Genomic DNA, 24,074 nt, shown 5'->3' on the forward strand with positions numbered 1-24,074 from the left:
GCGTCTGCGGAGTGAGGCTCAGATGTCGGTTGGGAATACAGATATTTCGCTGAGAGAAGCGCAAACTACTTGACCGACACGGACTGTGGGAAGTGGATTGCTAGCTTCTAGTAAAAGGTTTCCGGGTTTGAGGTCAAGTGCAACGATTCCGTCGTCGAAAATGGTTGTTACCGTACCGCAAACTATGAGTTGGCCATTCTTCAGGTAGATACCCTCTTTAGGTGCATTGGAATCGTAAACATGAGATTCTGAGAACTCGTCGCCCAGCTCGATCTCCACGTCGTACTGGACGCCCGCTACTCCGGGGTTCCGTCCGGCCCACACTGCGGGCCAATCGCCGCTGCGCGATCTGACCATTCCCGATGTGCCGGTCGGCATGTCGGTCAGCAGGGTTATCAACATCACCATGTTCCCTTCGGGAAGGGCACCCGGACAACTCGGTTGTCGAGGTGCCACGCGTTTGCGGACGGATTGTAGGTCCACGTTTCCTCGTGGTAGTGAAATTTGGTTGGCCCGCTGCCCATTTCGTGATTTCCGAGCCTGATGCTGCGGGTTCCGTCTTCGGAGACGATCCGGTTCGGGTCAGGGAGACCCGTGCGAGGGTGTAGGTTCGTGTGTTCACCGGGGCCGAGGAACTCATCCCACCCGGCAGGTACATCGACGGGCTTCACCGGTCTTGGATCGATGTGCTCCTGCTGCAGAACTGGTGCGTTCGCTTTGGCCTGGTCGGCCGCTTCACAGCCGTCCGGCATGAGGCCGAGCGGGTCGGTCCACCTTGTCGGGTTATGCGGCCACGCGCGCTCATGAACCGCGCGTACTCCTCGACACCGGTGAACGCGCACAACCACGCCAACCCGCCGGACTCCAGCGTGAACACCCGGTCCTCCGGGCCGACCAACGGCACCAACAGCGCCGACGACTCGAACGCCGCCGACAGCTCGCTCGACACCCCGAACCCGGCGTAGAACGCCGCGATCTCCGATCTCAACCGTGCGGAGTCGACATCAACCACAGACATGCCCGCTACCGCCCCTCCCCTCGGACACCATTCCGCAGCCACGGTAGCGAACCGGGAGGGGGATACCAAGGTCGAGAATGGTATGTCACATGACGCGGCGCACGTCGACGACGCGACGCGATCCGGCTCGACGACCACGGCTGGCCGCTGGCCCGAAGTGCTGACAGGGCTACGAGAGCATGGTGTGCCGACCCGCGACGCGTTTGTTGGGCGACCATCCTCAGCCTCGTGGTGGCCGTTCGGTCCTATGTGCGTGCGGACCGTTGTTCCTTCTAGTCCGGCCCGGCTTACCTCGGAAGTGCCGTGTCGGTCGAGGCCGCCGCGGCGAGGATGCGTGCGGTAACGCGCAATTTCGCCCGGGCTCTGTTGCCCTGGTCGTCGACTCTGCCCTGGTCAGGGTAGAGGTAGCTCAGCGGTGGCGGGCGAGTTGGAGGAGGGCTGCCGAAGGAACCATCCACTCTTGCTATGAAGGCTTTTGGATGTGGGAATTTCTACGTGCTTCCGGGTTGGCACCGTTCGACGTGCTGTATACGTGCAATAGTGCAGCCCAATGTTGCCTATCGGTGCGTACATCCGCGCGAATCGCGATGGCAGGCAAAGTTCCAGGTAGATGCCGGCTGTTCGAGGTGGGAGCGGGTTTCGGTCTCCGGGTGTCTGCCGGTTCGAAACCAGCTGGGACCATCGTGAAATTGCAGGTCATAGCCTTATAGGCGATGGCCTGCATGTTTCGTGCAATAGCTTCAGTATCCGGGTGTAAAGACATTGCCGGATGGGGTTGCCACGGGCGCTCTAACACCCCGCTGGCGCGTGAAACCGGTCATTCTTGCTATCGTCTGCCGCTGCCCGCCGCGGTCGCTGCCCGCCGCGGTATCGGAGCTTCCTCCTTCGAGTTTCTCCGTGGGTGCGCGCCTCGTAGGGGTGTTGCCGGCGGCTTCGGCCGGCAACGCACTTCCTCGACGCGCCGAGAAATCGAGGCGTAAACGATGCGCAACGGATCTAACGGGTGCCACAATCGAGCCGTCGACCGCAACCCGAGGTGATCGACCCCGGCGGCGCGACTGGACGCGCTGACCGGGACTTGCGCGACAGGTTTCCGGTACCGATGATCTCGGGATCGAAGAGTAGATGGATCGACTGTTTCACCGCTTGGACCACGTGTTGTTGACCGAGAGCTAGGTGACACGATGCAGCGCTGGCAGTACCTGATCGTCATGGGACTGTGTTGGGTGGGGACCCTGCCACTGGAGGCCTTCGGCGCGGGTGTGTATCGGCGCCCCGCCCGGGTCGTCCGTTGTGTACTGCCGGTCGCCGCCGTGTTCTTGATCTGGGATGCGATTGCCATCGCGGCCGGAGTCTGGACCTACAGCCCTAGTTATCTCACCGGATGGTTGCTGCCTTTCGCGATACCGGTCGAGGAGTTGGTCTTCTTCCTCGTCATACCGCTGTGCGCGCTGCTCACCTATAACGCGGTCGAAGCCATACTTCAACGATTCCGTCCCACCAGGGTTTCCTCGTCCTCTTCGGAGCGCGTCCGATGACCGGCCTCGGCTATACGTTGCCCGCGGTGACAGCGGTGGTGCTGGTGTGCGCATGGGAGATCGCGATCTTGCGGACCGGCTTGTTCCGACGGCCCGGATATTGGTTGTCGATGACCATCGTGCTCAGCTTTCAGATCGTGGTCGACGGCTGGCTGACCAAACTCAGCGCACCTCTGGTGCTGTACGACCCGGCACACATCACCGGGATCCGGTTCCCGTGGGACATCCCCGTGGAGGACTTCCTGTTCGGCTTCGCCATGGTCACCGCGGTGTTGTTGCTGTGGGAGCGCGAGCGAATCCGGGATCGAAAGGTTGGCTCATGAACGACTCTCGGATCAGTGCCACCGGACTACCACGCGAGGAGGTCCCGACCGCCTTCGACGCGGCCGCCGACGATTACGACCGCCTCGTCGCGGTGAACCCCGGCTATCACAAACACCTGCGCATCTCCGCGCGCCGAATGCAACTTCCCGACCGCGGGGCAGGTCTGCGATTGCTCGACGCCGGCTGCGGCACAGGTGCTTCCACCGCCGCGTTGTTGTCGGTCGCCCCGCACGCTGAGATCGTCGCTGTCGACGGATCAGCACAGATGCTCGCACGAGCGCGTGCGAAACCGTGGCCCGATTCGGTCCGGTTCGTGCACAGCCGCATCGAGCACATCGAGGCCGCAGGAGTTGTCGGTCCTTTCGACGGAATCTTCGCCGCCTATCTGATGCGCAATCTCGCCGACCCCGACACTCAGCTTCGCGCATTCGCCGCTCTGCTACGCCCAGGCGCCCCGTTGGGGGTGCACGAATACTCGGTGGCGGAATCGAGGTGGGCTCGCATCGTATGGAACACGGTGTGCCGCACCATCATCGTGCCCGCCGGCTGGATGCTCAGCCGAGACGCCACCCTGTACCGGCACCTGCAACGAAGCGTCGTCTCCTTCGACGGCACCTCTCGATTCCGAGAGCGGCTGCGCGACAACGGCTACACGGCCGTCTGCAGCGAGACCGTTCCGGGGTGGCAGCACGGCATCGTGCACACGTTCCTCGCGACTCCCCGACGATCTCACAATCCGGATGGGGATGAGCACTAGTGGACACCGCCATCGGCCGCGACCGGCGCATCGTCCACCATGTCGCCGCCCTCCCTTCCGGCAGTGAGCCGGGCACGCGCCCGTACGTGGTGGTTGTCGGTGCCGGTATCGCCGGGCTTGCCGCCGCTACCGGCCTCGCCGAACGCGGCGTCAGGGTGGAGGTGATCGAAGGCCAGGATTATCTCGGCGGTCGCGTCGGCGGTTGGACCGACTCCCTTCCCGACGGCACCCCGATCGCCATGAATCGGGGCTTCCATGCCTTCTTTCGGCAGTACTACAACTTGCGGCAGTTGTTGCGCCGCACCGATCCCATGTTGCAGCGCATGATGCGCGTCGACGACTACCCGCTGCTGGATGCCGAAGGCCGGCGCGACTCGTTCCGTGGCCTGCCGCTCACGCCGCCGTGGAACGCGCTGGCCTTCGCGGCGCGCAGTCGCACGTTTCCGCTGCACGAATTGCGCCGACTCGATGCCCGGGCCGCGGCACCGTTGGCGATGGTGTCGGTGCCCGCCATCTACGAGCAGTTGGATCATGTGGACGCGGAGACATTCCTGCGGAAGATCAAATTCCCGGTCGCCGCACGCCATCTCGCCTTCGAAGTGTTCTCCCGCAGCTTCTTCGCCCCGCCGACGCAGATGTCGGCCGCCGAATTGGCCGCCATGTTCCACATCTACTTCCTCGGCTCCAGTGAGGGTCTGCTCTTCGACGTGCCGACGTCGAACTACGACACCGCGCTGTGGTCGCCGCTGAGCGAGTACCTCGCGTCGCACGGAGCCCGAATCCGCACCGGTGCGACGGTCACCAGGGTGCAGGCGAGCGGAGAGCGAACCTTTCGGGTCCACGACGACGCGGGGGGCGTTGCCGATGCCGATGCGGTTGTGCTGGCGACCGACGTCGCCGGGCTGCGTCGTATCGTCGCCGACTCCCCGGATCTCGGCAATGCCGAGTGGCGCTCACGGATCCAGGCATTGCGCAGCGCCCCACCGTTTCTCGTCCATCGCCTGTGGTTGGATCGGCCGGTCACCCGAGAGCGACCGGCGTTTCTGGCCACCGGCGGCATGCCTCCGTTGGACAACATCAGCGTCTTGGACCGCTATGAGCAGCAGGCACGCTCCTGGGCCGAGCAGCACAACGGTGCGGTGCTCGAACTGCACGCCTACGCGCTACCCAGCGTTCGGACACCGGAGTTCGAGCGCGAGATCCGCACGCGGCTTCTCGCACAACTCCACCGTCTGTATCCGGAGACAGCCGACGCGCGGATCGTCGGTGAACAGGTGCAGTGGCGCCAGGATTGCCCCATGTTCGGAGTAGGCGACCACGCCCACCGCCCGGCCGTCCGGACACCACACGACACGCTGATGTTGGCCGGCGACGGCATCCGGATCGACCTGCCCGTGGCACTGATGGAACGCGCCGCCACGACCGGCTGGACCGCGGCGAATGCGCTGCTCGGGCAATGGGGCCTACCCGGCCACGACCTGTACACCGTACCCACCACCGGACGGCACGCCGTGCTGCGACGCCTCGCCGCGCGCACCATGGCGAAGACAGCACATCAGGAGGAATCTGTATGAGCGACAGGATCTTTCGGCGCTGGCCCACCGACTGGCCGGTGCAACCTGTCGATTCCGAGCGTTGGTCCACACAAAATCCCACCTACCGCGACGCCGATCCGACGGTCATCGCCGCCGCCCTCGAGCGGTCGCAGAATCGCCCGTCCGGCAACTGGTACGTCTTCGGTGCCAGCCGTGACGTTCGAAACGATCGGCCTTTCGGTGCCACGGTCGCCGGCGTAGAGCTCGTGGCTTGGCGCGACCAGCAGCAACGGCTGGTGGTCGGTCCCGGCGCGTGTCCTCATCTCGGTGCGCCATTGGCACAGGCGCGCATCGACTGCGGGGCGCTGGTATGCCGCTGGCACGGCCTACGGGTGAGCAGTGGCGGGGGACCGGGATGGACAGCGCTGCCGTGCCACGACGACGGCGTGCTGGCCTGGGTCCGACTCGACCACATCGGCGACGAACCGCCCTCGGACGCGCCGGTCATCGGTGCTCGTCCACCATCGAATCGCGCGATCTGGGCGGTCGCCACCGTGACCGGTGTGTGCGAGCCCGCCGACATCATCGCCAACCGGCTCGACCCCTGGCACGGATCCTGGTTCCACCCCTATTCGTTCACCCATCTCGAGGTGCTCGAATCCCCTGCGGCAGAACACGACACGGCCGACTCGGTGGAACGGTTCGTCGTCGCGGTCACCTTCCGGGTCGGCGGACGGCTCGGCGTCCCTGTACACGCCGAATTCACCAGCCCGGAACCGCGGACGCTGACGATGCGCATCATCGACGGCGAAGGAGCGGGCAGCGTCGTCGAAACACATGCCACTCCGCTGGGTGCCGGGCCGGACGGGCAGCCACGCACGGCAGTCATCGAAGCGGTGATCGCAGACAGTCCCCGGCGGGGGTTCCGCGTTGCCCGACATGCCGGGGCCGCGCTGAGGCCGCTGATGATCCACGCCGCGACCCGGTTGTGGCGTGATGACCTCGACTACGCAGAGCGCCGCTACCGCATGCGCACCCGCCATCGGCCTGGGTAGACGGCAGGCATGCATCAATTGTGCATCGTTTGTCCGATAGCGTCCGTTTCGCTCCTAGCATCACTGGGAGTGACAACCGGAAGCCGGTGACCACTCGACGAGTCTGTCAGCGGGTTCGGTGACAACCTGAGAATCGCCGATGCCGCTGTGATCTGCGGCGGTATCGATACCGCGAACGCCGCTGTCACTTCATCGACTCGGTTCCGATGCCGTAATGAAGATCGGCCGGATTTCTCGACGCCATACAGCGAACACCTCTAGAGGAGATCGAAATGAACGGTTACCACTACGGACGGGAGGCAGGGCTCGGGTTCGGCGCCGCCATCGCGGTTGCGGGTGCGATTGCGATGGCACCGACTGCCGCCGCAGCACCGGTCGAATGCCGCGCGCCCGGAGCGAGCACAATCCAGAATTCCTCCGACACCGCGCAGTGTTCGGCGTCGAGCGTCGACGGCAGTGCTGCCGCCGCGTTCGGGGTCGATGGATCCGCTGCTGCGTCGACGGGGTCGCAGGGGCTCGCGCTCGCGATCGCCCTCGGCGGCGGGACGGCGACTTCGCAAGCGCAGGGCTTGTCCGGGCCTGCGGCGATCGCGGTGGGTCCAGGTTCGATCGTCGACGCCACCGGTGTACGGCCCGGACTGGCACTGGGAATCGCCGGACCCGGTGCGACCGTCACCATCGACGGCGTCACCAGGCCGACCTGCACCGGTGGCCCGGCGCTGGCCGGAGACTTCCAGACATTGAACGGTTGCGTCTCCCTCGGATGACGTCGCACCCGATTCCCTGCTATTCGGCATCGGCTAGTGGAATCGGGCGGGCGGTCACGTCGGCGAGTGCATCGGCGATGGCGTCGAGTGGCGTCGCGGCGGCGAAATCCCGGCTCAACCGATGTGCTGCGATGCGGTAGCCGGGGTCGGACAGAATCTGCTCGACCGCGGTGACGATGTCGACCGGTGTCGGATGGGCGGTGCCGAGGTCGATTCCGGTACCGGTGTATGCGACACGCGCCGCGACTTCGGCTTTGTCCGCGGTTTCGCCAGCGACGATCACGGGGACGCCGTAGCGCAGCGCGTGCTGAACGCCGCCGTATCCACCGTTGGTGATCATGACATCGATGGTGGGCAGCAGTTGTTCATAGGGCAGGTAGTCCGTGACGAAGGCGTTCGCCGGTACGGGGCCGCGAAGAGTTCGGATCGGGCCGCCTCCGGTGGTGGCGATGACGAAACAGTCCTCCCTGTCGGCGAGCGCGCGCAGGGTGGCGCCGAGCAGCTGATCGAGGTCGGTGTTGTCCCAGGTCCCTTGGGTGACGTGGATGATCGTTCGACCGCCCGCCAACTGATCCGACCACGGCGCGGCACTGTGCTCGCCGGCTGAGTTCGGAAACAGCTGGCCGACAAAGCTGACATTTTCGGGCAGGTCGGCTCGCGGGTATTCGAAGCCGGGCACGGTCAGCTGCAGCATCTTGTCGGCCAGTCGAGGCCAATCGGTGAGGAACACCGGTGAGCGTCCGGCACCAACCCCGCGCAGGGCACGATCGAGCCGGTTTTGCGTGCGGGAGAACATGACACGATGAACGAACCGGGTCATGGTGGAGTAGTTCACCGAGGGCTGCGGTGGCCATCCCATCCCGAACGGTGGGGTCTGAGCGCTCGACAATGTCAGCGGGCCGACGCCGCACACCAGAATCGGCGGACGCCCGTGCGCTCCGAGCAGGCAGGCGAGCGCGCCGGTGAAGGCGAGGTCGACCAACACGGCATCGACCGGCTCGCGACGCAGGACTGCTTGCAGCGCGTGGAACTGCGCGGCCAGTGGCGCGATGAACACCGAGTCGAGTTCGGCCCGCCCGCGCAGATAGCGGCGGATCGTCGGCGCGAGCCTGCTCTGTCGCGCCGATTCCGAGGGCGGGATGTGGGCGTCGCGGGGCAGCACCGCCGAACGCATTCCGGCTCGGCGAACGCGGTCACTGTACTGGTCGCCGGTGAGCAGGCAAACGTCATGGCCTCGTCGCCGCAGGTCCGCGCCGATGCCCAGCATGGGCAGCACGTGGCCGGCGATGGGCGTTGCGGCAAGGAGATAGCGAGCCAAGGAGTTCCTCGAGGTGGTGGTCGAAGCTTCATCCCGACGAGGGCGTGCTGTCGGCGGCGGTGCGTTCGCCGGTGCTGGTGATGTTACGGATCATGCCGCCGAACACAGCGCTGTGAAACGGTGTGGCCGCCCTCCAATTCAGATGCGGGGCAAGTCCGCGCGGTGGAAAGACGTGCTGGTGTCGGACAGCGGATGGGCTCGTTCGGGCCGCTCTCCGTTGAGGGAAGCCGAGGCGGTGAGCACCGCGGTCGCTGTTTGAAACGCAAGTGCGGGGTAGTCGACACAGTGGTGCAGCGTTGCGCCTCCCTGACGTCGACATCGAAGGAAAGACTTCATGAGCACACGCAACACCGCTACGACCCTGCTCGCGCAACTGCGCGTTATCCGCGAATTGACCGATACCGAGATCCGAATCGCCGAGACTCGAATCGCACAGGCTCGCACCGAGGCTGTGCGCCGCGAACTGGCCGAGAACGCCGACAACGCCCGCGCCCGCATAGAAGCCATCGAGGCCGCGATCCGTCAACTGGGTGGTGCGCCGGAGCGGATCGGCCCGTTCATCGGACGGGCTGCCGCCGCGGTCAAGGCGATCGGCGAACAAGCCCAACCGTTCGACGAAGCCCTGCTCGGCGACCTCGTCCTCGAACATCAGCTGCTCGACCGTGCCCGCTACGTCAAGGCACTCGCGACCACCGTGCACAACGCCGAGGTGGTAGCAGTGGCGCAGCGGTTGATCACCGCCCATACGGCCACCGTGGAATGGTTGACGACCGTACTCGCCGAGGACGCGCTCGGTGGGCCCGCGGCTTTGCGTCGAACACCGATTCAGGCAGTCACGGGGACCGCGGTGAAGCTGATCAATATCCCGGTTACGTGGTCTGCTCGCAGTATCGACCGCGCGTTGGACACATTCCGCGCCGCACCGCCGGCACTGGGCGAGTTGCTCGCCAGGGGTGCGCACGCGGGCGATGTCGCCGTGAAATCCCTCGTGGCCTCGCGCGATGCTGTTCTCGAAACCACCGAGCAGGTCTCGCGGCGTGAAGGCGCGGCCTCCACCGCAGGGGCGGTGCATTCACTGCGCACCACCACCGGCGTTCTCGACCCCAGCGAGCTGCCCATCGGTGGCTACGAGGACTTGAATGTCACCCAGGCGGTGGCCGCGATCAAGGAACTCACCGATCCCGCCGCAATCCGGACCATCCTTGCCTACGAGGAGGCGCACAAGGCGCGACAGGGTGTCGTTTCGGCCGCGCAGGCCCGTGTCTCGACGATCGCCCGGGAAGTGAGCGGGCTGAACTGAGAAGTCCGCTGACAACACCCCGTCGGTGCCGACCACAGCCGTGGCACCGACGGCCGGGGCTGTGGCCACCTCGCCGCGCATATCGGTCTATCTGATGCTTGCGAGATTATTGCGAGACCGCGAAAATGTGATGGATCCGATCCGCCTGTAGCGCCGAATGGATCGGTCATAGACCCAGTTTGGCTCGGGTATGGCCGCGCCATGCCGGTGGACCGGAGATCGGTTAGCTGAAAGTGTGCTGTATGTATCCTTTGCGCGTCCTGGTCGACAGAGACGAGCGGGTCTCCGTTCGCCTCACGAGGGTCGGAGGTTTGCGCACACATGGTTCGGCATCGCTCGGTCTCGCGTCCGGAGGTTCTCACGCCCGGCGCCGCAACATCGCATTTCCGTCCCGTGCTGCTCGATGCGTCGAGCCCGGAAGGACTGCGTGATCTGGAAGCGCTGGCAGCGTCGAGTTCTGTCGGTGCGGTGCACGACACGATCGAAGATCAGCTCGACGAACTGATCCGCTGCGAGGATCCTGCCCTCGTACATTCGGCGGGGTCGCTGGCAGCGTCCCGTCGGCGGATCTGTGGCGGGACCCCGTTGTGGCAGTGGGGAACGTGGGTGTTCTATCCGTGGAGCGGCCGGTTGGTGCATGTGCTGCCGCGCAACGGTTTTCAGCGGGTGCGCACAGATCGCAATCGCAACAAGATCGACCGGGCGCAGCAGCGAGACCTGCGCGAGCGGCGGATCGGTGTGATCGGGCTGTCGGTGGGCAACAGCGCGGCGGTGACCCTGGCGATGGAAGGGGTCGGCGGATCGTTCCGATTGGCCGACTTCGACACCCTCGGGCTGTCGAATCTGAACCGGCTGCGGGCAAGGGTGGGTGATCTCGGGGTTTCCAAGGCTGTGCTGGCGGCGCGTCAGATGTTCGAGATCGACCCCTATCTCGACATCGAGGTGTTCACGGACGGGTTGACCGAGGAGTCGATCGAGTCGTTCTTCGATGGAGTGGGCGGCACCCGACCGCTGGATCTGCTGGTGGAGGAATGCGACACGGTGTGGGCGAAAGTCGCTGCCCGTGAGTGCGCGCGGCGCCGACGGATCCCGGTGCTGATGGACGCCAACGATCGCGGCTTGCTGGATGTGGAGCGCTTCGATCTCGAACCCCATCGCCCGCTGTTCCACGGCCGCACCGGCGCGACGACCTCGTCCGACGTCGCGAGGATGGATCGGGGTGAGCTGCTGTCGTTTCTGCTGGCGGTGGTCGACGAACCGCGGCTGAGTCCGGCGATGCGAGACGCTGTCGGTGAGATCGGCCGCAGCCTGTCCAGCTGGCCGCAACTCGCCTCCGGGGTGATGCTCGGCGGCGCCTTGGTGGCCGACACGGCTCGCCGGATTCTGCTCGGTGAGCTGATCGGGTCGGGGCGGACCTATATCGACCTCGACGAGCTCATCCCCGCGGCAGGTCGACGGATTGCTCCGGTATTCGTGCGGGCGATGGAGGAAGTCCGTTGACGATCGACCTGCGCAACGTGGAACTGGTCGGCACGCGGCTGCGGTTGCGTGACCTGCGTGCCGGTGATCTGGGCGTCTATCAACGGATCTTCACCGACGCGCACCTGACCCGGTACATGGGCACCGACAGCATGGGAGTCCGGGCGGCCGCGGCGTCGTTCGATACCGCCCTGCGCTCGCGCGGTGAGAGTCCGCGGCGCAAGTACACCTTGGCGATCACGGCACCGGGGGAGGACACCATGGTCGGCACCATCGGCCTGCTGGTAGAGGATTTCGGCAGCAACGCGATGCTCGGCGGACTGGTCGTGGTTCCGGAAGGGGCGTTGCGCGCTGGTGGTATCGAGGCGGGGCGGCTCATGGCGGCATTCGCCTTCGGGCCGCTCGGGATTCACCGGGTATGGGCGGGGCACCGACACGATCATCCGGTGATGGACACGGTGATGGCGGGAGTGGGCTTGACGCCGGAGGCGCGGCTGCGGCAGCTGTACCGGACCCAGGGCCGGTGGCGCGACGTGTGCACCTACGCGGCTCTGCGGCCGGAATGGGCTGCCACGGCGACACCTGCCGAACGACGAATCCTGGCGTTACGGCCCACCACGGCAAGGGAACACGCCACCACGGGTCGGTGAGGAACCCTGCCGAAACGGGCCCCGGCCGCGCCACGGCGCGATAGCATCGCCGACTACAGGCCCGGGCAATCATCTTTGCCGATTGCCACCACCCGAAACGCGCAGCGGCCGGCGACGGGCGAGACACCGTCGCCGGCGCGAATCCGAAGTAGAGATCACAAATGGCAGTGCTGATCGACTCCGACTACTTCACGCCGGCGGACCGGCGGGAGGCGGTGACCGCAATTCTGCAGGAAGCCGATATCGGGGCGAACCTGCAGATGTGGGATTCGCCGGCCGAAGTGGTGAGCCGCCACCAGGCCTGGATGCTGGGTCCGATCGCGCTCACCCGCTCGGAGGTCTCCGGCCACCAGGTCTGCCGAACCAGTCGGCATGAGCGATCCACGCCCAGCGACACCCTGACGGTGACCGTGCAGAACGGACAGGTCCGCAGGCACGAACAGTTCGGTGCGCAAACGCTGATCGAACCCGGCGCCTGCGAAGTGATCGACCTGGCCACCACGTTCGCCTCCGGCTGGCACGGTCTCGGCGGAACGCTGTGCCTGCAGCTGTCCAGGGAGCGCCTCGGCATTTCCGCGGAAACGATCGTCGCGGCCCACGGGCGACTGGCGGCCTCGCCGCTGTATCCGATGGTCACGGCGCAGATCCAGCATCTCGTCAGGATCGCCGACCAGCTCGAAACCGACCCGGCCGCCGCCTCTGTGGGTGAGTCGTGCCTGGAAATGGTTCGGGCGCTACTGATCTCGGCGGCCGGTCGCGGGCCGGGCGACGGCGCCGCCATTCCGGAGCAACTGCTGATCGAGCAGATCCTCGGGTATGTGCGGACACACCTGTCCGATTCGGCGTTGAAGATCCCCGGTATCGCCGCCGCCAACAACATCTCCGTTCGGCACCTGTACAAGGTCTGCGCACAGTCGGGTATCAGCCTCGAGCAATGGATCATCGAACAACGCCTGGTCCGGGCCCGCGACATGCTGATCGACATGGGCTACGCTCACCGGTCCATCGCGTCGGTGGCCGGTGCTGTGGGTTTCCGCGACGCCGCCCACTTCGCCCGGCGATTTCGCGAAGCATTCGGCATGACGCCACGGGACTGGCGCCGCAGTGCGACCGATGCGGACACCCCACCGAAGTAGCCGAAGACTCCGCGCCCGGCTGCAAGCACGTTTGTGCGTGCAGAGTCAGTTGCCGTGCAGTCACAGACTCCTTCCGAGGCCGATTCACCGATATCTTTCGAATGTGGCTGCGCGAGACCGCATCAGGAGTACGAGGGTTGGCCGACGGGCACCCGCGCCGATGCAGTCCGTGCCGAGGGTATCGAGAGAGAGGGGAGACCATGTCCACGACGATCGGCAAAGCTATTCGGGCGGCAAGGATGGCCTCCGGATTCACCCAGGCGGAATTGGCCGACTGGATCGGAATCGCGGACGGAAATCAGGTCAGCCGTTGGGAACGCGATGTGGTGACACCCAGTGCCGACAATATGGGCGAGTTGTCGAGAGTTCTAGGGGTGCGTCTCGACAACTCGGCCAGGGGCGCGGTGTCGTGCTGATCTGAATGCTGTCGCGTCGGCTCGATCCAGATCGAGTCGACGCGACAGCGAGTGTTCGCCGGGCTCCGACGCGCTACGAAACGACTTGGGCGCTCAGGTAGTTCAGGAGGAGGCGGACATCGTCGCCGTAGTCGATGTGGGCGGCGGAGGCGTAGAAGTTGGCCATGTCCACGCCTTGGCGGGCCAGTTGGACGAGCTCATCGACGGTGGCGGGGTCGGTGATGCTGAGCAGGGTTCGGGTGGTCGCGTGGAGGTCGGATCGGAAGCCGGCGGCGACGGGGCCGAGGACGGAGCCGGTGAGGTCGGCGCCGGTGGTGGCGAAGATCGCCAGCTCGGCGGCTGCGGCCAGGGGGTCGTTGCGATCGAGGGATTCGACTGCACGCCACAGGATTTCCTGCATGTGGCCTGCTCTTTCCGCGATGCTCAGAAGGTCGATGTGCAGGAGAGCGTCGGCGATGACGCTGACGCCCGCGGTCCAACCGGAGGGGTCGGAGGCGGCGGCTGCTCGGATGACCTGGGCGATCAGGACTCGGTCTACACCGGCGGCGGCCTCGACCAACGGGGCCAGAGCAACGTTGAGGGCAGTGGCGGTCCGGTGCGCACCCCGAATGTCACCCGCCGCGACGAACTCCGGGAGGCGGGTGAGGTAGTCGGCAATGGCAGGCAGATTCGCCGCGGTGGCGGTCCAGCCGGCGCCCATCGTGACGGCTTGCGCGATCAGGCTGCTGGGATCGACCGTGGCGGGGACGACGTTCGCGATCGGGGTGGGATCACCGCTCAGGACCCGGCCCAACGCGGCCAGGAACGGGGAGGTGGCGGCATCGAGGGAGCAGTACAGGTCGCCGTCGGAACACAAGGTGCGAACCCGCTCGGTCAACGCACCGAAATCCCGGCTCCGCGAACCGGCTATGCCGTGGCCGGGCTGCGGATTGCCCAGGGAGAGTGTGGTATTCGGATCCCGATGCGGATCGGCCAGTAGCCCGACACCGACCACACGATCGGCACCGATGGGGCCGTCGCCGTTGCCGATCGCGGTCGCGAGATCGCCGATGCCGTCCGCACCCTGGCTGTAGCCGGCGAGCACGACCCGCGTCGAGCTACACAGGCCACGCATCATGTGGAGCAAGCGGGATTCCAGGGTGCTCAGCGACTGCGCGTAACTCAGGCCCAGATCGAAAGCGCTCGCGGCGTACGGGACATAGAGCACCGTGATGTCACGGCCGAATTGCCGTTGCAGGCCATCGCCGACGGGCCGGAGCATGCCGACGGGCACGTCGGGGTCGGCGTCAGGCGTGGTCTCCCAGGTCCCCGGCGCGAGAATTGCCGTGTACGGGGTGCAGGGCTGCGCGCCGGGTGATTCCGCTCGCGCGCCGCCGCCCGCCGCCGTCCCGACCGCGACGACAGCGGCAACCAACGTGGCGGCGGTGGATCTCGACAACCAACTCATCGTCAATTCCTCTGTTGCCGAAGGAGATTCACGACGGTGCGACAAGGTCTGAACCGCGCCGAACCGTCATGGCCAATTGTCGCCACTCGCCGTCGGTTTCGTCGACACTTTCAGACACATTTTCATTTCAGATCCAGTGCGGGGTCCACCGGGCCGCACGGCGTCGCGCGTGATCGTCGACCGCCCGACCTTGTCGCGGAAGCCGGACGAGATGTTCATCGCCTCGGCAGACCCGCTGAACGCCGATCAGGGTTGAACGTCAGCTGTACTGCCGCCGAGCGGCATGGCGGGCAGACCGAGTTTGCGGTGGTCCCAGGAGCGGATCCGTGTCGGCTCGACGCGAACGACGATGCGTTTGTGCATCATGGACTCGACCAGTAGACGAGCCTGCGGAGTGTAGGGACCGACGTAGCGCCGGAAGACGTCGATTCCGGCGTTCCAGTACTCCTCGTCCGCGGGATCCTCGATCAGATGCCCTGTTCCTTCGATCGACACGCCGCGCAACTGGTCGTAGGTGTCGCCCGCCTCGGCCATGCAGGTGAGGGTCGGGTTGCGGCGCAGGTTGGCCGCCTTCTGCGACTTCGCCTTGGTCTCGAAGTAGATCTTGCCGTCGATGTGCCCGAACCACATCGCTGTCAGATGCGGTTTCCCCTCGGCGTCGAGGGTGGCCAAGGTGAGCACCCTGCTGCGGTCGAGGAACCGCGCGATCTCGTCCGCGCTCATCTGCACCGTTGCCCGCTGGTTGAGTCCCATGTTCACCTCCGGTTCGATCTTTGTGCCGACCCTATCGAGCGACCGCGCTCGGCGATCCCGAACGCGAGTATTTCGCTGGTCGGTACGGCTGTGGGCCGATCGCGCCGCGCTGTCCTCGACCAGCTCAAGGTTCGGCTTGTCGGATCCGCCGCATTAGTGCTGAGTCGAGCATTCGTGCTGAGCCGAATTGAATCCTGGATTGTGTGTGGACGAAAGCAGGCGGGCGTCGATGCGAAATATCGAGTGCTGAAATGAACACATCGAGCCGGTCGCGGTCGGCGGTTCTTCCCGGCGATCGCCGACGACCGCTTCGGGTGTGGGAGATAATGCGAGGGTGAGTACCGAGAGCATGTCGACCAACGCTCGCCCGAAGCGCCGCAACGGGCCCCGACTTCCGCCGGATGAGCGTAGAACGCAGCTGCTCGACGCCGCACTGCGTGTCGTCGGGGATGCCGGGCTCGTGAATTTGACCATGCAGGCGGTTGCCAGGGAAGCCGGCGTGGCCAAGCCGGTGCTGTATGCGATGTATCCCACCGCGCCGGAGTTGGTGGCGCACCTGCTGCACCGGGAACATTCACGCGGAATGGGGCAGGTTTTCGCGGCCATGCCACGTGACCTGCAAGAATCCGATCCCGATCGCGAGTACGTCGCAGCGGTGATGGCCTTTCTCGAATCCGTCGCCGCGACACCGACGCGCTGGCGCCTGATCCTGCTGCACAGCGACGGTGCGCCGACCGATTATCGCGAGCTGCTCAGTGCTGCCCGTGACAAGCTCCTCGATCAGTGCGTCGAGCTGTTGACCGCGGGTTTCGCGGTGCGTGGTGGCCCGCACGAGGTCGACGTGGAATTGATCGCGCACGTCATGCTCGGTTTCACCGAAGTGCTGGGGCGGATGGTGTTGTCGGACCCGCAACGCTTTCCGCCCGAAAGGTTGCGTGCCACCGTCCGGTCGATGGTGCGAACGCTGCCCACCGAGTCCGGTGCGGTATCGGCGGGGACAGCCGACAGCAATTCCCTATCCGGCTGAGGTCGCGTCGAGCGATATCGGCAAAAATCCGCTCACCGTCATACGGTGAGCGGATTTCTGCTGATCGATCAACGCAGGTGGATATCGGCGATGATCAGTACGGGCCAGGCGACCACTTGGCCGATCGTGGAGAACAATCGGTCCAGCCCGTCCAATTCGCCCAAGTGGCTGTCGTGTGTGAACAACCAGATCAAGCCGATCGCGAAATAGGGGATGCCACCTGCTATTGCGAGGTACATCATCTGGCGGATACTGATCCGGCGTTCCAGTAGCTGTGTCAACACTGTCGCTTTCTGTTCGTCTCAGGCGATGTCGCCGAGGATCGGTTGCGATTCGATGAGCCCCTCGTCGGAGGGGGCGAGGCCGTCCATCAAGACCCGGTTGCGTTGCTTCTCGCGCAGGGCCTGATGGGCTTGTGCAGGAATGTCGTACCCGTACTTCTTCTGCGCCTGTCGAGGTGTCATCGTCACCGGATTCGTCGGCACTGTTGCGAGTAACATCGGTGCCGCCACCGGCACCGTGGTCGGGGAGATCAATTGCAGCAGCAGCAATTGCAGACGGGTGTTCAGGCTGACCACTGTCATTGCCGCGCTCAGCCAGGGCAGGACGAGGAGATCGAGAACGCGTCCGGTCGGTAATCCGGCCATCTCCCGCATCCATCGCGGCATGGTGGCCAGTGTTCCGCGGCGCAGAAATGCCGCCACGATCTTGAACAGTGGTCGCAGCACGAGCGGCATCGGTGGCAGCATCACCTCGGCGTCGAGAAGGTGATTCATCGCCTTCTTCGCGATATCGGAGCCGATGAGTTGCGGCCGCATGCGTTCGAAGTATTGCGCGACGCCGTCGCGGGTCCGGGGAACGTCTGCCGGGTCACAGGTTTGGAGTTCGGCGGCCCTGGCGCATTCGTGCCAGTATTGCGATTCGTCGTCGGCGCTGAGCCGCCCCGGCCCGAACTTCTCGTAGGCGATCAGCAGGGAATGCCACGCGGTGAGGTGAATCCACAACTGTGACTGCGGATCGTTCGCGTCGTAGTACTTCCCGGTCACGGGATCGATTCCCACGGCCTTGGAATGGATCTTGACCAGGATGTCGGCGGCGCTGGCCGTCGACCGGCTGTCGGCGAACATCACCATGGCGAAATAGCGCAAGGTGCGGTCGTAGCGGGTGCGGGGGCGGCTGTAGATCGCACTGGTCGTGTCCACCGCCGCGATCAGAGCGGGGTCGAGTTCCTCGATGACGACTGCTCGCTGGAATCCGATGGTCAATCCGGTCGGGTAACTCCACACCCGCCACGCGACAGAATCGGGCCCGAAGAATCCGTAGTCCTCGGCCGGCGTCACCTCCGGTAGCGACAACCATTCGCGTATTGCTGCCATGCGGTTCTCCCAAATTTCTTGCTGTCGGTCGCGAGCTGATCGAACCAATTACTACTCGCGTGTAATTTTCAAGTAAGACGATATCAGTGCGCACCGTCAGCCGCTACGGTTCGTGCGGTATTTTCAGCCGAAACTCGACCGAAAATGCCAGACGGACGCGCAATTTCGCTACCGGCGGGGGGCTTTCGGTCACCTGGCATCGCTGTCGATCAGCGAGAAAGCGTCGGCGTGCTGACTTCGCTGACCAGCCAGCGGTCGAGGTCCTTGCGCAGCGACATGCTCACCGAGAGCTGTCCGGGAGTGGGCTCGCCCTTGGTGCCGAGGCTGGTGATGGTCTGATCGATGACGGCCACCGCTGTCGCGGACGTCTCGTCGGCGGACTCGATGGCGCAGGTGACCTCGCCGACCGTGGAGACCACTTGCCCCTGGGTGAGCACCTCGCGCAGATCCCTGCTGGTGGCGTCGAATTCGGTCTTCCAACTGCCTGTGGCGCCCGCCAGCACCGCGGCGAAATAGGTGTCGAGGTCCTTGGCGTCGTAGCGAGCCAGCGTGGGGGCGTAGGTGCAGGCTGCCTGGAGTGCGGAGTCGCGCGCCTGTTCGCGGGCACGGATGTGGTGGTTGTCCACGGCGAGGACCGAAGCGACGGCGACGGCGGCGGTCGTGATGGTCGCCGCGGACGCAATCACCATGCGGTGCAGTGTGATTCGCCGAGTTCGGGTAGCCGGTTCGGTGGGTTCGGGGTGGATGTCGTCGGTGGTCATGGGTGTGTCCTCGGTGGGTAGGAGTCAGTTGGCGGGCAAGGGGACGGACAGTTCGTCGCCGGTGACGCCGGGTGGTGGGCCCGAGCCGTTGTCGGGTCCGGCGGGGCGCGGCGCGTTGGCAGATCCGCGGACCTGCAGCTCGGGATGGCTGGTGACGCAGTAGTTGTAGAGGCGGCCGCGGCCGTCGGAGACCTCGGCGGGGGAGACCGGGACGGTCTCGTACTCGCAGGTGGGGCGCGGCCAGATGTCTGCCATGGTGTGGAACGCGTTGTCGTGGGCCGGTACACCGAGGGCGACAACGCCGGCGCGCAGAGCGGGAAACAGGGCCGACATGGCGGGTGTACGCAAGCGGGCCGCTCGGGTGATGGCGACGAAATTGGTCACCAGACTGGTCAACGGGTCGCTGGTCTCGGTGAGAACGCCGCCGAGCGTGGTGAGCCTGCCCGGCCCGTCGTCGAGAAGTTCGCGCACTTCGTTGTCGGCGGCGTTCATCTGGTCGAACAGCGCGCTCGACCCGCGTACCAGGGTGGCGAGGTCGGGTTGGGCGTGCGCGGTGGTGTCGGCGATGACCTGCAGATTGCGGATCAGCTGGGTGGTCTGCGGGAGCAGCCCGGTGAGGCCGGTCATCGCCTGGCTGAGACCGCTGATCGCAGTGCGCAGCACATCGGGGCCGCCGCGCAGCGCGCGATCGAGTTCGTCGACGATCACCGTGAGCCGCTGCGGGTTCATCCCGGCGATGAGAGCACCGGTGTTGTCCAGGAACGAGTCGATCGTGACCGGGGTGCTCACCTGATCGGCAGCCACCGTCGCGCCATCGGCGAGGTAGGGGCCCTCGCCGGTGGACGGCCGGAAGTCCAGATACTGTTCGCCCGCCGCCGAAAGCCGCCCGATCGCGACCGGTGTGCCGACGGGAATCGCTGTGGCGCTGTCGATCTCGGCCTCGGCGAGAATGCCCGTACCGTCGAGCGCGATGGCACGGACCGCGCCGACCCGCACCCCGCGCACGGTGACGTTGCTGTGCGGGAGCAGGCCGCCGGAGCTGTCCAGCCGCACCTGCACGGTGTAGGTGGTGTGCAGTGGCCGCACGCCCACGACGTCGACGGCGATGTAGCCGGATCCGATGACGAGCAGCCCGATCATGCCGAGCATGGCCCCGGCTGTCTTGTGGCGCTCGGCCCAGCGTGCCAGCCGGACGATCAGGGTAGCGGCGCGCTCGATCACCGGTGGCCTCCCTGCAACCGGCCGAGCACCCGAGCCAGTACCTGGGCGAGGCTGCCGATGAACGCGGTCACGTCGGTGCCGTCGGGCAACCTGCTGCCCTCGGCGTCGGTGAGTGCGCCGATGTCCAGATACGAGATCCGCGCGGCGACCGCCAGACTCGACCCTTGCATCGACGTGCGCGCCATCGGGCCCAGTGTGTTCAGCCTGTCCAGCGTGGTGCCCAAGTTGTCCCCCATCCGCGTGAATCCGGTCATCAGTGCCTGCACGCTGTCGAACAGGCTGAGAAATGCGGGGCCGGTCGTCGAGGTGAAATCGCCCAGCGCGGCGGTCACCGTGGACACCTTCGTCGTGAGATCGGCGATGGCGCGGTTGTTCTCGGCGACCACGGCGATCAGATCGGGGAAGGTATCGGCGGCCTGACCGAGCTCGGCTTTGCGGGCGCGCAGGGTGGAGGTGAGTCCGTCGAGTCCGTGCAGGACCGAATCGATCTGACCGGTGCGCTGATTCAGCGCGCTCAGCGTCGCGGTGAGCTCGGTGAGCAGGTGCGACAGCTGGGGGCCGCGTCCGCCGACGATCGCGTTCAGTTCCGAGGTGATCCGGGCGACCTGGTTCATCGCTCCGCCGTCGAGCAGCATCGACATCGCCATCATCAACTCCTCGACCGAGGCGCCCGCCGAGGTGTGTTCGCGGTCGATGACATCGCCGTCGGTGAGCAACGGGGTGCCGGGGCGGTGTTGGGGCAGCACGATGGCGATGTGGATGTCGCCCAAGGGGGTCGGCTGCCGCAGTTCGGTACGGGTGCCCTGCGGTAGCGCGATGTCGCGGCGCACCTCGAGCTCGACATCGGCCAGGAAGTTCGTCGTGTCGATCTTGGTGACGACTCCCACATCGGTGCCACCGATCTTGACCCTGGCTCGTTCGGGCAGGTTGAGTGCGTTGTCGAACACCGCGTGCAGGCGGTAGGAGGGTCCGTCGACACCGGGGCGTGGCAGCGGGACGTTGTCGACGGTGACCGTGCACGAGCTGACGCTGAGCGCGGCCAGCGCGGTGACGGTGAGTCGGGTGGCTCTGCTCATTCCGACAGTCCCAGCAGTGCGGCGGTCAGACCGAAGTCCGGTCCGAAGTCCATGAGTTTGCCCGTGCGGCACCCGTCGGCGCGCAGGGCGGCCCGCTCGCACAGCAGCGATAGAGTTTCGTTGTCCAGCAACGATTTATCGGTGAGCAGATGTAGCCGCAGCGCCCGCTGGTCGGTGCTGACCGCGCGGGCGAAGTTGTCGGCCATCAGGGGCGTCACGTCGACGATCTCGGTGAGGCCGCGGGCATTGTCGCGCATCTGGCCGGTGATGGTGACCAGGCGGTTCACCGCGTCGGTGAGCGGTGCGCGGTTCTCGGCCAGCACCGTCGAGGTGTTGGCGACGAAGTCGTTCACCTGGGTGAGGACCGCCGCCAGGCCCGGCGCCTGTTCGGCGAGCAGCGCGACGAGTTCGGTCAGCCGACCGCTGAAGTCCCGCACGGTCTGGTCGTTTCCGGCGATCATCGTGGTGAGTTCGTTGAGTTCGACGATGGTGCGCGAGATCTGGTCGCGATTGGCCAGCGAGACCTCGAACGTCGTGGAGAGGGCGTCGAGGGTCTCGCGGATTCGGTCTCCGTTGCCGTCGAGCATCGGGAACAGCACCCGGCTGGCCATCGGGCCGTCCGCGTTGTCGCCCTTCAACGCTTCGCCGAGTTGTTCGAAGTTGCGCAGGATCCGGTCGAGCTCGACCGGAGTCCTGGTGCGCGCCAGCGGTATATGGGCGCCGTCGGCGAGGGTGGGCCCCTCGCCGGTGTAGGCGGGGGTCAATTCGACGTGACGGTTGGTGATGAGCTGGGGGGAGACCAGGGCGGCCATGGCGTCCGCGGGCAGCTCGATGCCCGGCTCGATGGTCATCCTGACCTCGACGAAGGCTCCCTTGGGTTCGATCGCGTCGACCCGCCCGATCGCAACCCCGAGGACCGAGACGTCATTGCCGACGAACAGGCCCGCGGCACCCTCGAAGTCCGCGGTGAGGTGGACGGCATCGGGGCGCAGCGATACCGGGATCGCCGAACAGCCCGTGCCGATGCCGATGGTGATCACCAACGCGAGGCATTGGAGCAATCTGCGCATCATTTGCACCCTTCTACCGCGTCGGCCAGGCACAGCCAGTTGTCCGGGAACAGCCACGGCATGTAGATGTCGCCGTAGGGCCCCTGCGCGAACGAGTTGTTGAATTGGCGGACCGCCACCGGCATCACCTGATACAGCGCGTCGAGGTGTTCGCGGTTCTTTTCCAGGCCTTGCGACATCGTGTTCAGGTTGTGGATGAGCGGGCCGAGCCTGCCGCCGTCGTCGACGCCCATGTCCTGCAGGATCTTCGAGGCGGCGGCGATGTTGTCGAGCAGCTCTCTGATCAGATCGCGGCGCGCGACGACCGCGTCGCCGATCGCCTGGCCATTGGTCAGCAGCACCAGCACACTGTTCTGGTTGTCGGCGATCAGACCGGAGACCTGATCCATGCTGCCCAGCAACTGGTCCACCTCGTCGCGCCGGGCGGCGATCACCTTGGCCAGCGCGCCGACACTGTCGAGCGCCTGCGCGGTGAGCTGCGGTGAATCGCCCAGTTGCGTGCTCACCGCGTCCAAGCCGGCGCGCAGCGCGTTCGGATCGAGTCGCTCGAGATGCTCGAAGGAATTGCGATACTTCGGATCGTTCACGACTTTGGCCAGGCTGTAGGGAACGGTGGTGGCCGACAACGGGATACGGGCACCGACGAGCTGCCCATCGGTGCCCGGATCGAGCTCGACGTGCATCTTGCCGAGGATGGTCGACATCTTGATCGCCGCTTTCGCGTCGTGGCCCACATCGAGGTCGGGCCGCACGCTCATCGTCACCAGGACGCGGTCACGTTCGAGCCGCACCGAGGTGACCGTGCCGACTTCGATTCCGGCCACGTCGACGCTGTTGCCGGTGCGCAGGCCTGCGGCCTGGGCGAACTCCGCGTGGACGGTGTCCTCGCCGAGGTGGGCGCGCGCGAGTATCCCGGATCCGATGATGAGCAGGAGCACCGTGACCCCCGCCGCGATCCCGAGGGTGAAGTTCCGGTTGCCGAACGCATCGCGCAGGGTCGTGCGGACAAGGGTGAACAGGTATTTGATCATCGGCAGACCTCCGAGTGTTCGTTGCCGCCGACCTGGGAGAACAGTCCGCGGGGAAACAGCACGCCCCACAGCGAGACGTCCAGGCTGCAGACATAGGTATTGACGTAGGTGCCGTTGCCGCTGATCCGGGCGAGCCCGGCCAGGATCAGCGGTAGTTCGATCGCCGACTGGTCCAGGCGCGCACCGTTGGACAGCAGCAGGTCCACGCCCTCGCTCGCCTGGTGCTGCGCCTGCGCCATACCCGGTGCGACCCTGGTGATGAGGTCGGTGAGTTTCGTTGTCGACTCGGCGATCCCGGTGACCGAGCCTTTGAGCACCTCGCCTTGTTCGTACAGCCCGCTGACCAGCGCGCGGGACTGGGTGATCAGGGTTTCGAGCTCGCCGCTGCGGTGTGCCAGGCTGGTGATGACATCGCTGAGGTTGGTGATCACCGCGCCGAGGATCTCGTCGCGTTCGGAGAAGGTTGTGGCCAGCGCGGCGGCCTGAGTGATCAAGGCCGACAACGACACTCCGTCACCCTGTAGCGCCTGCACCAGGGTTTCCGACAGCGAATTCACCTCGTCGGGTTGCAGCAGGCTGAACAGTGGTTCGAAGCCCGACAGCATGGTGGAGACGTCGAAGGAGGATTCCGTGCGCTCCAGGGGTATCGAGCCGCCCGCGGGGAGTGGATCACCCGCCGACTCGCCCACGGCCAGCGCGACATAGCGTTGGCCGATCAGGTTCTGATAGCGGATCAGCGCTTTCGTGGTGGTACTCAGGTGCTGGCGCGACTGCACCGACAGCGTCACCTCGGCATGGCGACGATCGACCAGGTCGATCGCGTCGACCCGGCCGACTCGCACTCCGGCGATCCGCACGTCGTCGCCGGTGCGCAGGCCGAGCACGTCGGTGAAGGTGGCGCTGTAGCGATGGGTGTCGCCCGGCACCGAACGTTGCAGGGTCGACCAGATCGTGTACGTCGCGATCACGGCCAGCGTGACGAAGACGGCGAGCCCGAAATGAATGGTGCGGGTGCGCAT

General features: G+C 65.8%; 25 protein-coding genes. 13 read left to right on the top strand and 12 right to left on the bottom strand.

Features of this window, described 5'->3' with window-relative positions:
• Nucleotides 1-18 precede the first annotated feature (18 nt).
• A complete protein-coding gene (locus ACFWUR_RS06185; RefSeq protein WP_378902704.1) occupies nt 19-402 on the bottom strand; it encodes a hypothetical protein in 384 nt (127 codons plus the stop codon).
• Nucleotides 403-785: 383 nt separating this feature from the next.
• On the opposite strand from ACFWUR_RS06185, the gene ACFWUR_RS06190 reads away from it, so the two are divergent.
• The 7 genes from ACFWUR_RS06190 (at nt 786) to ACFWUR_RS06220 (ending at nt 6,994) form a co-directional block, all read left to right on the top strand.
• Nucleotides 786-965 (top strand): hypothetical protein, encoded by a 180-nt coding sequence (locus tag ACFWUR_RS06190; RefSeq protein WP_378902707.1) that lies wholly within the window; start codon nt 786-788, stop codon nt 963-965.
• A 1,237-nt stretch (nt 966-2,202) separates the two neighbouring features.
• Nucleotides 2,203-2,556, top strand: a complete 354-nt coding sequence (locus tag ACFWUR_RS06195; RefSeq protein WP_378902710.1) for a lycopene cyclase domain-containing protein — start codon at nt 2,203-2,205, stop codon at nt 2,554-2,556.
• A complete protein-coding gene (locus tag ACFWUR_RS06200) occupies nt 2,553-2,879 on the top strand; it encodes a lycopene cyclase domain-containing protein (RefSeq protein ID WP_378902713.1) in 327 nt (108 codons plus the stop codon). Before ACFWUR_RS06195 ends, ACFWUR_RS06200 begins: the two co-directional genes overlap by 4 nt.
• Nucleotides 2,876-3,637 (top strand): class I SAM-dependent methyltransferase, encoded by a 762-nt coding sequence (locus tag ACFWUR_RS06205; protein WP_378902716.1) that lies wholly within the window; start codon nt 2,876-2,878, stop codon nt 3,635-3,637. Before ACFWUR_RS06200 ends, ACFWUR_RS06205 begins: the two co-directional genes overlap by 4 nt.
• Nucleotides 3,637-5,211: an FAD-dependent oxidoreductase gene (locus ACFWUR_RS06210; protein ID WP_378902719.1), complete on the top strand. Its 1,575-nt coding sequence runs from the start codon at nt 3,637-3,639 to the stop codon at nt 5,209-5,211. The genes ACFWUR_RS06205 and ACFWUR_RS06210 overlap by 1 nt, the downstream gene beginning before the upstream one ends.
• Nucleotides 5,208-6,227, top strand: coding sequence for a DUF5914 domain-containing protein (locus tag ACFWUR_RS06215; RefSeq protein WP_378902722.1), 1,020 nt, complete (start codon nt 5,208-5,210; stop codon nt 6,225-6,227). The genes ACFWUR_RS06210 and ACFWUR_RS06215 overlap by 4 nt, the downstream gene beginning before the upstream one ends.
• Before the next feature lie 272 nt (nt 6,228-6,499).
• Nucleotides 6,500-6,994, top strand: a complete 495-nt coding sequence (locus ACFWUR_RS06220) for a DUF6764 family protein (protein WP_378902725.1) — start codon at nt 6,500-6,502, stop codon at nt 6,992-6,994.
• Nucleotides 6,995-7,013: 19 nt separating this feature from the next.
• Here ACFWUR_RS06220 and ACFWUR_RS06225 read toward each other — a convergent pair whose 3' ends face one another.
• Entirely contained in the window at nt 7,014-8,312 is a 1,299-nt protein-coding gene (locus ACFWUR_RS06225) for a glycosyltransferase (protein ID WP_378902728.1), read from the bottom strand.
• Between the two features lie 334 nt (nt 8,313-8,646).
• Between ACFWUR_RS06225 and ACFWUR_RS06230 the strand changes: the two genes are divergently transcribed.
• From ACFWUR_RS06230 to ACFWUR_RS06250, 5 genes are all read left to right on the top strand, one after another.
• A complete protein-coding gene (locus ACFWUR_RS06230; protein WP_378902731.1) occupies nt 8,647-9,612 on the top strand; it encodes a ferritin-like domain-containing protein in 966 nt (321 codons plus the stop codon).
• 321 nt (nt 9,613-9,933) lie between these two features.
• Complete coding sequence (locus ACFWUR_RS06235; protein WP_378902734.1) at nt 9,934-11,112, top strand: ThiF family adenylyltransferase; 1,179 nt, start codon at nt 9,934-9,936, stop codon at nt 11,110-11,112.
• Entirely contained in the window at nt 11,109-11,741 is a 633-nt protein-coding gene (locus ACFWUR_RS06240; RefSeq protein WP_378902737.1) for a GNAT family N-acetyltransferase, read from the top strand. Before ACFWUR_RS06235 ends, ACFWUR_RS06240 begins: the two co-directional genes overlap by 4 nt.
• Nucleotides 11,742-11,902: 161 nt before the next feature.
• On the top strand, nt 11,903-12,877 hold the full coding sequence (locus ACFWUR_RS06245; protein WP_378902740.1) for a helix-turn-helix domain-containing protein: 975 nt from the start codon (nt 11,903-11,905) through the stop codon (nt 12,875-12,877).
• Between the two features lie 200 nt (nt 12,878-13,077).
• Nucleotides 13,078-13,293, top strand: a complete 216-nt coding sequence (locus ACFWUR_RS06250; protein WP_378902743.1) for a helix-turn-helix transcriptional regulator — start codon at nt 13,078-13,080, stop codon at nt 13,291-13,293.
• 73 nt (nt 13,294-13,366) lie between these two features.
• On the opposite strand, the gene ACFWUR_RS06255 is transcribed toward ACFWUR_RS06250, so the two are convergent.
• Together ACFWUR_RS06255 and ACFWUR_RS06260 are read right to left on the bottom strand one after the other, a co-directional pair.
• Nucleotides 13,367-14,740, bottom strand: a complete 1,374-nt coding sequence (locus tag ACFWUR_RS06255) for a cutinase family protein (RefSeq protein WP_378902746.1) — start codon at nt 14,738-14,740, stop codon at nt 13,367-13,369.
• 246 nt (nt 14,741-14,986) lie between these two features.
• Complete coding sequence (locus ACFWUR_RS06260; protein ID WP_378902749.1) at nt 14,987-15,493, bottom strand: pyridoxamine 5'-phosphate oxidase family protein; 507 nt, start codon at nt 15,491-15,493, stop codon at nt 14,987-14,989.
• Nucleotides 15,494-15,827: 334 nt separating this feature from the next.
• Here ACFWUR_RS06260 and ACFWUR_RS06265 point away from each other — a divergent pair, with 334 nt between their 5' ends.
• Complete coding sequence (locus tag ACFWUR_RS06265; RefSeq protein WP_378902752.1) at nt 15,828-16,520, top strand: TetR/AcrR family transcriptional regulator; 693 nt, start codon at nt 15,828-15,830, stop codon at nt 16,518-16,520.
• 68 nt (nt 16,521-16,588) lie between these two features.
• Here the strand turns inward: ACFWUR_RS06265 and ACFWUR_RS06270 are convergent, their stop codons facing one another.
• The 8 genes from ACFWUR_RS06270 to ACFWUR_RS06305 all read right to left on the bottom strand — a co-directional run bounded on the left by ACFWUR_RS06270 (nt 16,589) and on the right by ACFWUR_RS06305 (nt 24,074).
• Nucleotides 16,589-16,804 (bottom strand): hypothetical protein, encoded by a 216-nt coding sequence (locus ACFWUR_RS06270; protein ID WP_378902755.1) that lies wholly within the window; start codon nt 16,802-16,804, stop codon nt 16,589-16,591.
• An 18-nt stretch (nt 16,805-16,822) separates the two neighbouring features.
• Complete coding sequence (locus ACFWUR_RS06275) at nt 16,823-17,896, bottom strand: oxygenase MpaB family protein (protein WP_378902758.1); 1,074 nt, start codon at nt 17,894-17,896, stop codon at nt 16,823-16,825.
• A 209-nt stretch (nt 17,897-18,105) separates the two neighbouring features.
• On the bottom strand, nt 18,106-18,657 hold the full coding sequence (locus ACFWUR_RS06280; RefSeq protein WP_378902761.1) for a hypothetical protein: 552 nt from the start codon (nt 18,655-18,657) through the stop codon (nt 18,106-18,108).
• 24 nt (nt 18,658-18,681) lie between these two features.
• Complete coding sequence (locus ACFWUR_RS06285; RefSeq protein WP_378902763.1) at nt 18,682-19,878, bottom strand: MCE family protein; 1,197 nt, start codon at nt 19,876-19,878, stop codon at nt 18,682-18,684.
• Nucleotides 19,875-20,954, bottom strand: a complete 1,080-nt coding sequence (locus ACFWUR_RS06290) for an MCE family protein (protein WP_378902765.1) — start codon at nt 20,952-20,954, stop codon at nt 19,875-19,877. Before ACFWUR_RS06290 ends, ACFWUR_RS06285 begins: the two co-directional genes overlap by 4 nt.
• Nucleotides 20,951-22,024, bottom strand: a complete 1,074-nt coding sequence (locus tag ACFWUR_RS06295; protein ID WP_378902767.1) for an MCE family protein — start codon at nt 22,022-22,024, stop codon at nt 20,951-20,953. Before ACFWUR_RS06295 ends, ACFWUR_RS06290 begins: the two co-directional genes overlap by 4 nt.
• Nucleotides 22,024-23,055 carry an MlaD family protein gene (locus tag ACFWUR_RS06300; protein ID WP_378902770.1) on the bottom strand — a complete coding sequence of 344 codons (1,032 nt, stop codon included), beginning with the start codon at nt 23,053-23,055 and terminating at the stop codon, nt 22,024-22,026. Before ACFWUR_RS06300 ends, ACFWUR_RS06295 begins: the two co-directional genes overlap by 1 nt.
• Complete coding sequence (locus ACFWUR_RS06305; protein WP_378902772.1) at nt 23,052-24,074, bottom strand: MlaD family protein; 1,023 nt, start codon at nt 24,072-24,074, stop codon at nt 23,052-23,054. The genes ACFWUR_RS06300 and ACFWUR_RS06305 overlap by 4 nt, the downstream gene beginning before the upstream one ends.

The sequence above is a fragment of the Nocardia sp. NPDC058633 genome (assembly GCF_042717045.1).
Classification (GTDB): domain Bacteria; phylum Actinomycetota; class Actinomycetes; order Mycobacteriales; family Mycobacteriaceae; genus Nocardia.

Bases quoted from the DNA above. Each gene is read 5' to 3' on its own strand.
- ACFWUR_RS06185 (WP_378902704.1), bottom strand. From the start codon at position 402: ATGTTGATAACCCTGCTGACCGACATGCCGACCGGCACATCGGGAATG.
- ACFWUR_RS06190 (WP_378902707.1), top strand. From the start codon at position 786: ATGCGGCCACGCGCGCTCATGAACCGCGCGTACTCCTCGACACCGGTG.
- ACFWUR_RS06195 (WP_378902710.1), top strand. From the start codon at position 2,203: ATGCAGCGCTGGCAGTACCTGATCGTCATGGGACTGTGTTGGGTGGGG.
- ACFWUR_RS06200 (WP_378902713.1), top strand. From the start codon at position 2,553: ATGACCGGCCTCGGCTATACGTTGCCCGCGGTGACAGCGGTGGTGCTG.
- ACFWUR_RS06205 (WP_378902716.1), top strand. From the start codon at position 2,876: ATGAACGACTCTCGGATCAGTGCCACCGGACTACCACGCGAGGAGGTC.
- ACFWUR_RS06215 (WP_378902722.1), top strand. From the start codon at position 5,208: ATGAGCGACAGGATCTTTCGGCGCTGGCCCACCGACTGGCCGGTGCAA.
- ACFWUR_RS06220 (WP_378902725.1), top strand. From the start codon at position 6,500: ATGAACGGTTACCACTACGGACGGGAGGCAGGGCTCGGGTTCGGCGCC.
- ACFWUR_RS06230 (WP_378902731.1), top strand. From the start codon at position 8,647: ATGAGCACACGCAACACCGCTACGACCCTGCTCGCGCAACTGCGCGTT.
- ACFWUR_RS06235 (WP_378902734.1), top strand. From the start codon at position 9,934: ATGGTTCGGCATCGCTCGGTCTCGCGTCCGGAGGTTCTCACGCCCGGC.
- ACFWUR_RS06245 (WP_378902740.1), top strand. From the start codon at position 11,903: ATGGCAGTGCTGATCGACTCCGACTACTTCACGCCGGCGGACCGGCGG.
- ACFWUR_RS06250 (WP_378902743.1), top strand. From the start codon at position 13,078: ATGTCCACGACGATCGGCAAAGCTATTCGGGCGGCAAGGATGGCCTCC.
- ACFWUR_RS06255 (WP_378902746.1), bottom strand. From the start codon at position 14,740: ATGAGTTGGTTGTCGAGATCCACCGCCGCCACGTTGGTTGCCGCTGTC.
- ACFWUR_RS06260 (WP_378902749.1), bottom strand. From the start codon at position 15,493: ATGGGACTCAACCAGCGGGCAACGGTGCAGATGAGCGCGGACGAGATC.
- ACFWUR_RS06275 (WP_378902758.1), bottom strand. From the start codon at position 17,896: ATGGCAGCAATACGCGAATGGTTGTCGCTACCGGAGGTGACGCCGGCC.
- ACFWUR_RS06280 (WP_378902761.1), bottom strand. From the start codon at position 18,657: ATGACCACCGACGACATCCACCCCGAACCCACCGAACCGGCTACCCGA.
- ACFWUR_RS06290 (WP_378902765.1), bottom strand. From the start codon at position 20,954: ATGAGCAGAGCCACCCGACTCACCGTCACCGCGCTGGCCGCGCTCAGC.
- ACFWUR_RS06295 (WP_378902767.1), bottom strand. From the start codon at position 22,024: ATGCGCAGATTGCTCCAATGCCTCGCGTTGGTGATCACCATCGGCATC.
- ACFWUR_RS06300 (WP_378902770.1), bottom strand. From the start codon at position 23,055: ATGATCAAATACCTGTTCACCCTTGTCCGCACGACCCTGCGCGATGCG.
- ACFWUR_RS06305 (WP_378902772.1), bottom strand. From the start codon at position 24,074: ATGCGCACCCGCACCATTCATTTCGGGCTCGCCGTCTTCGTCACGCTG.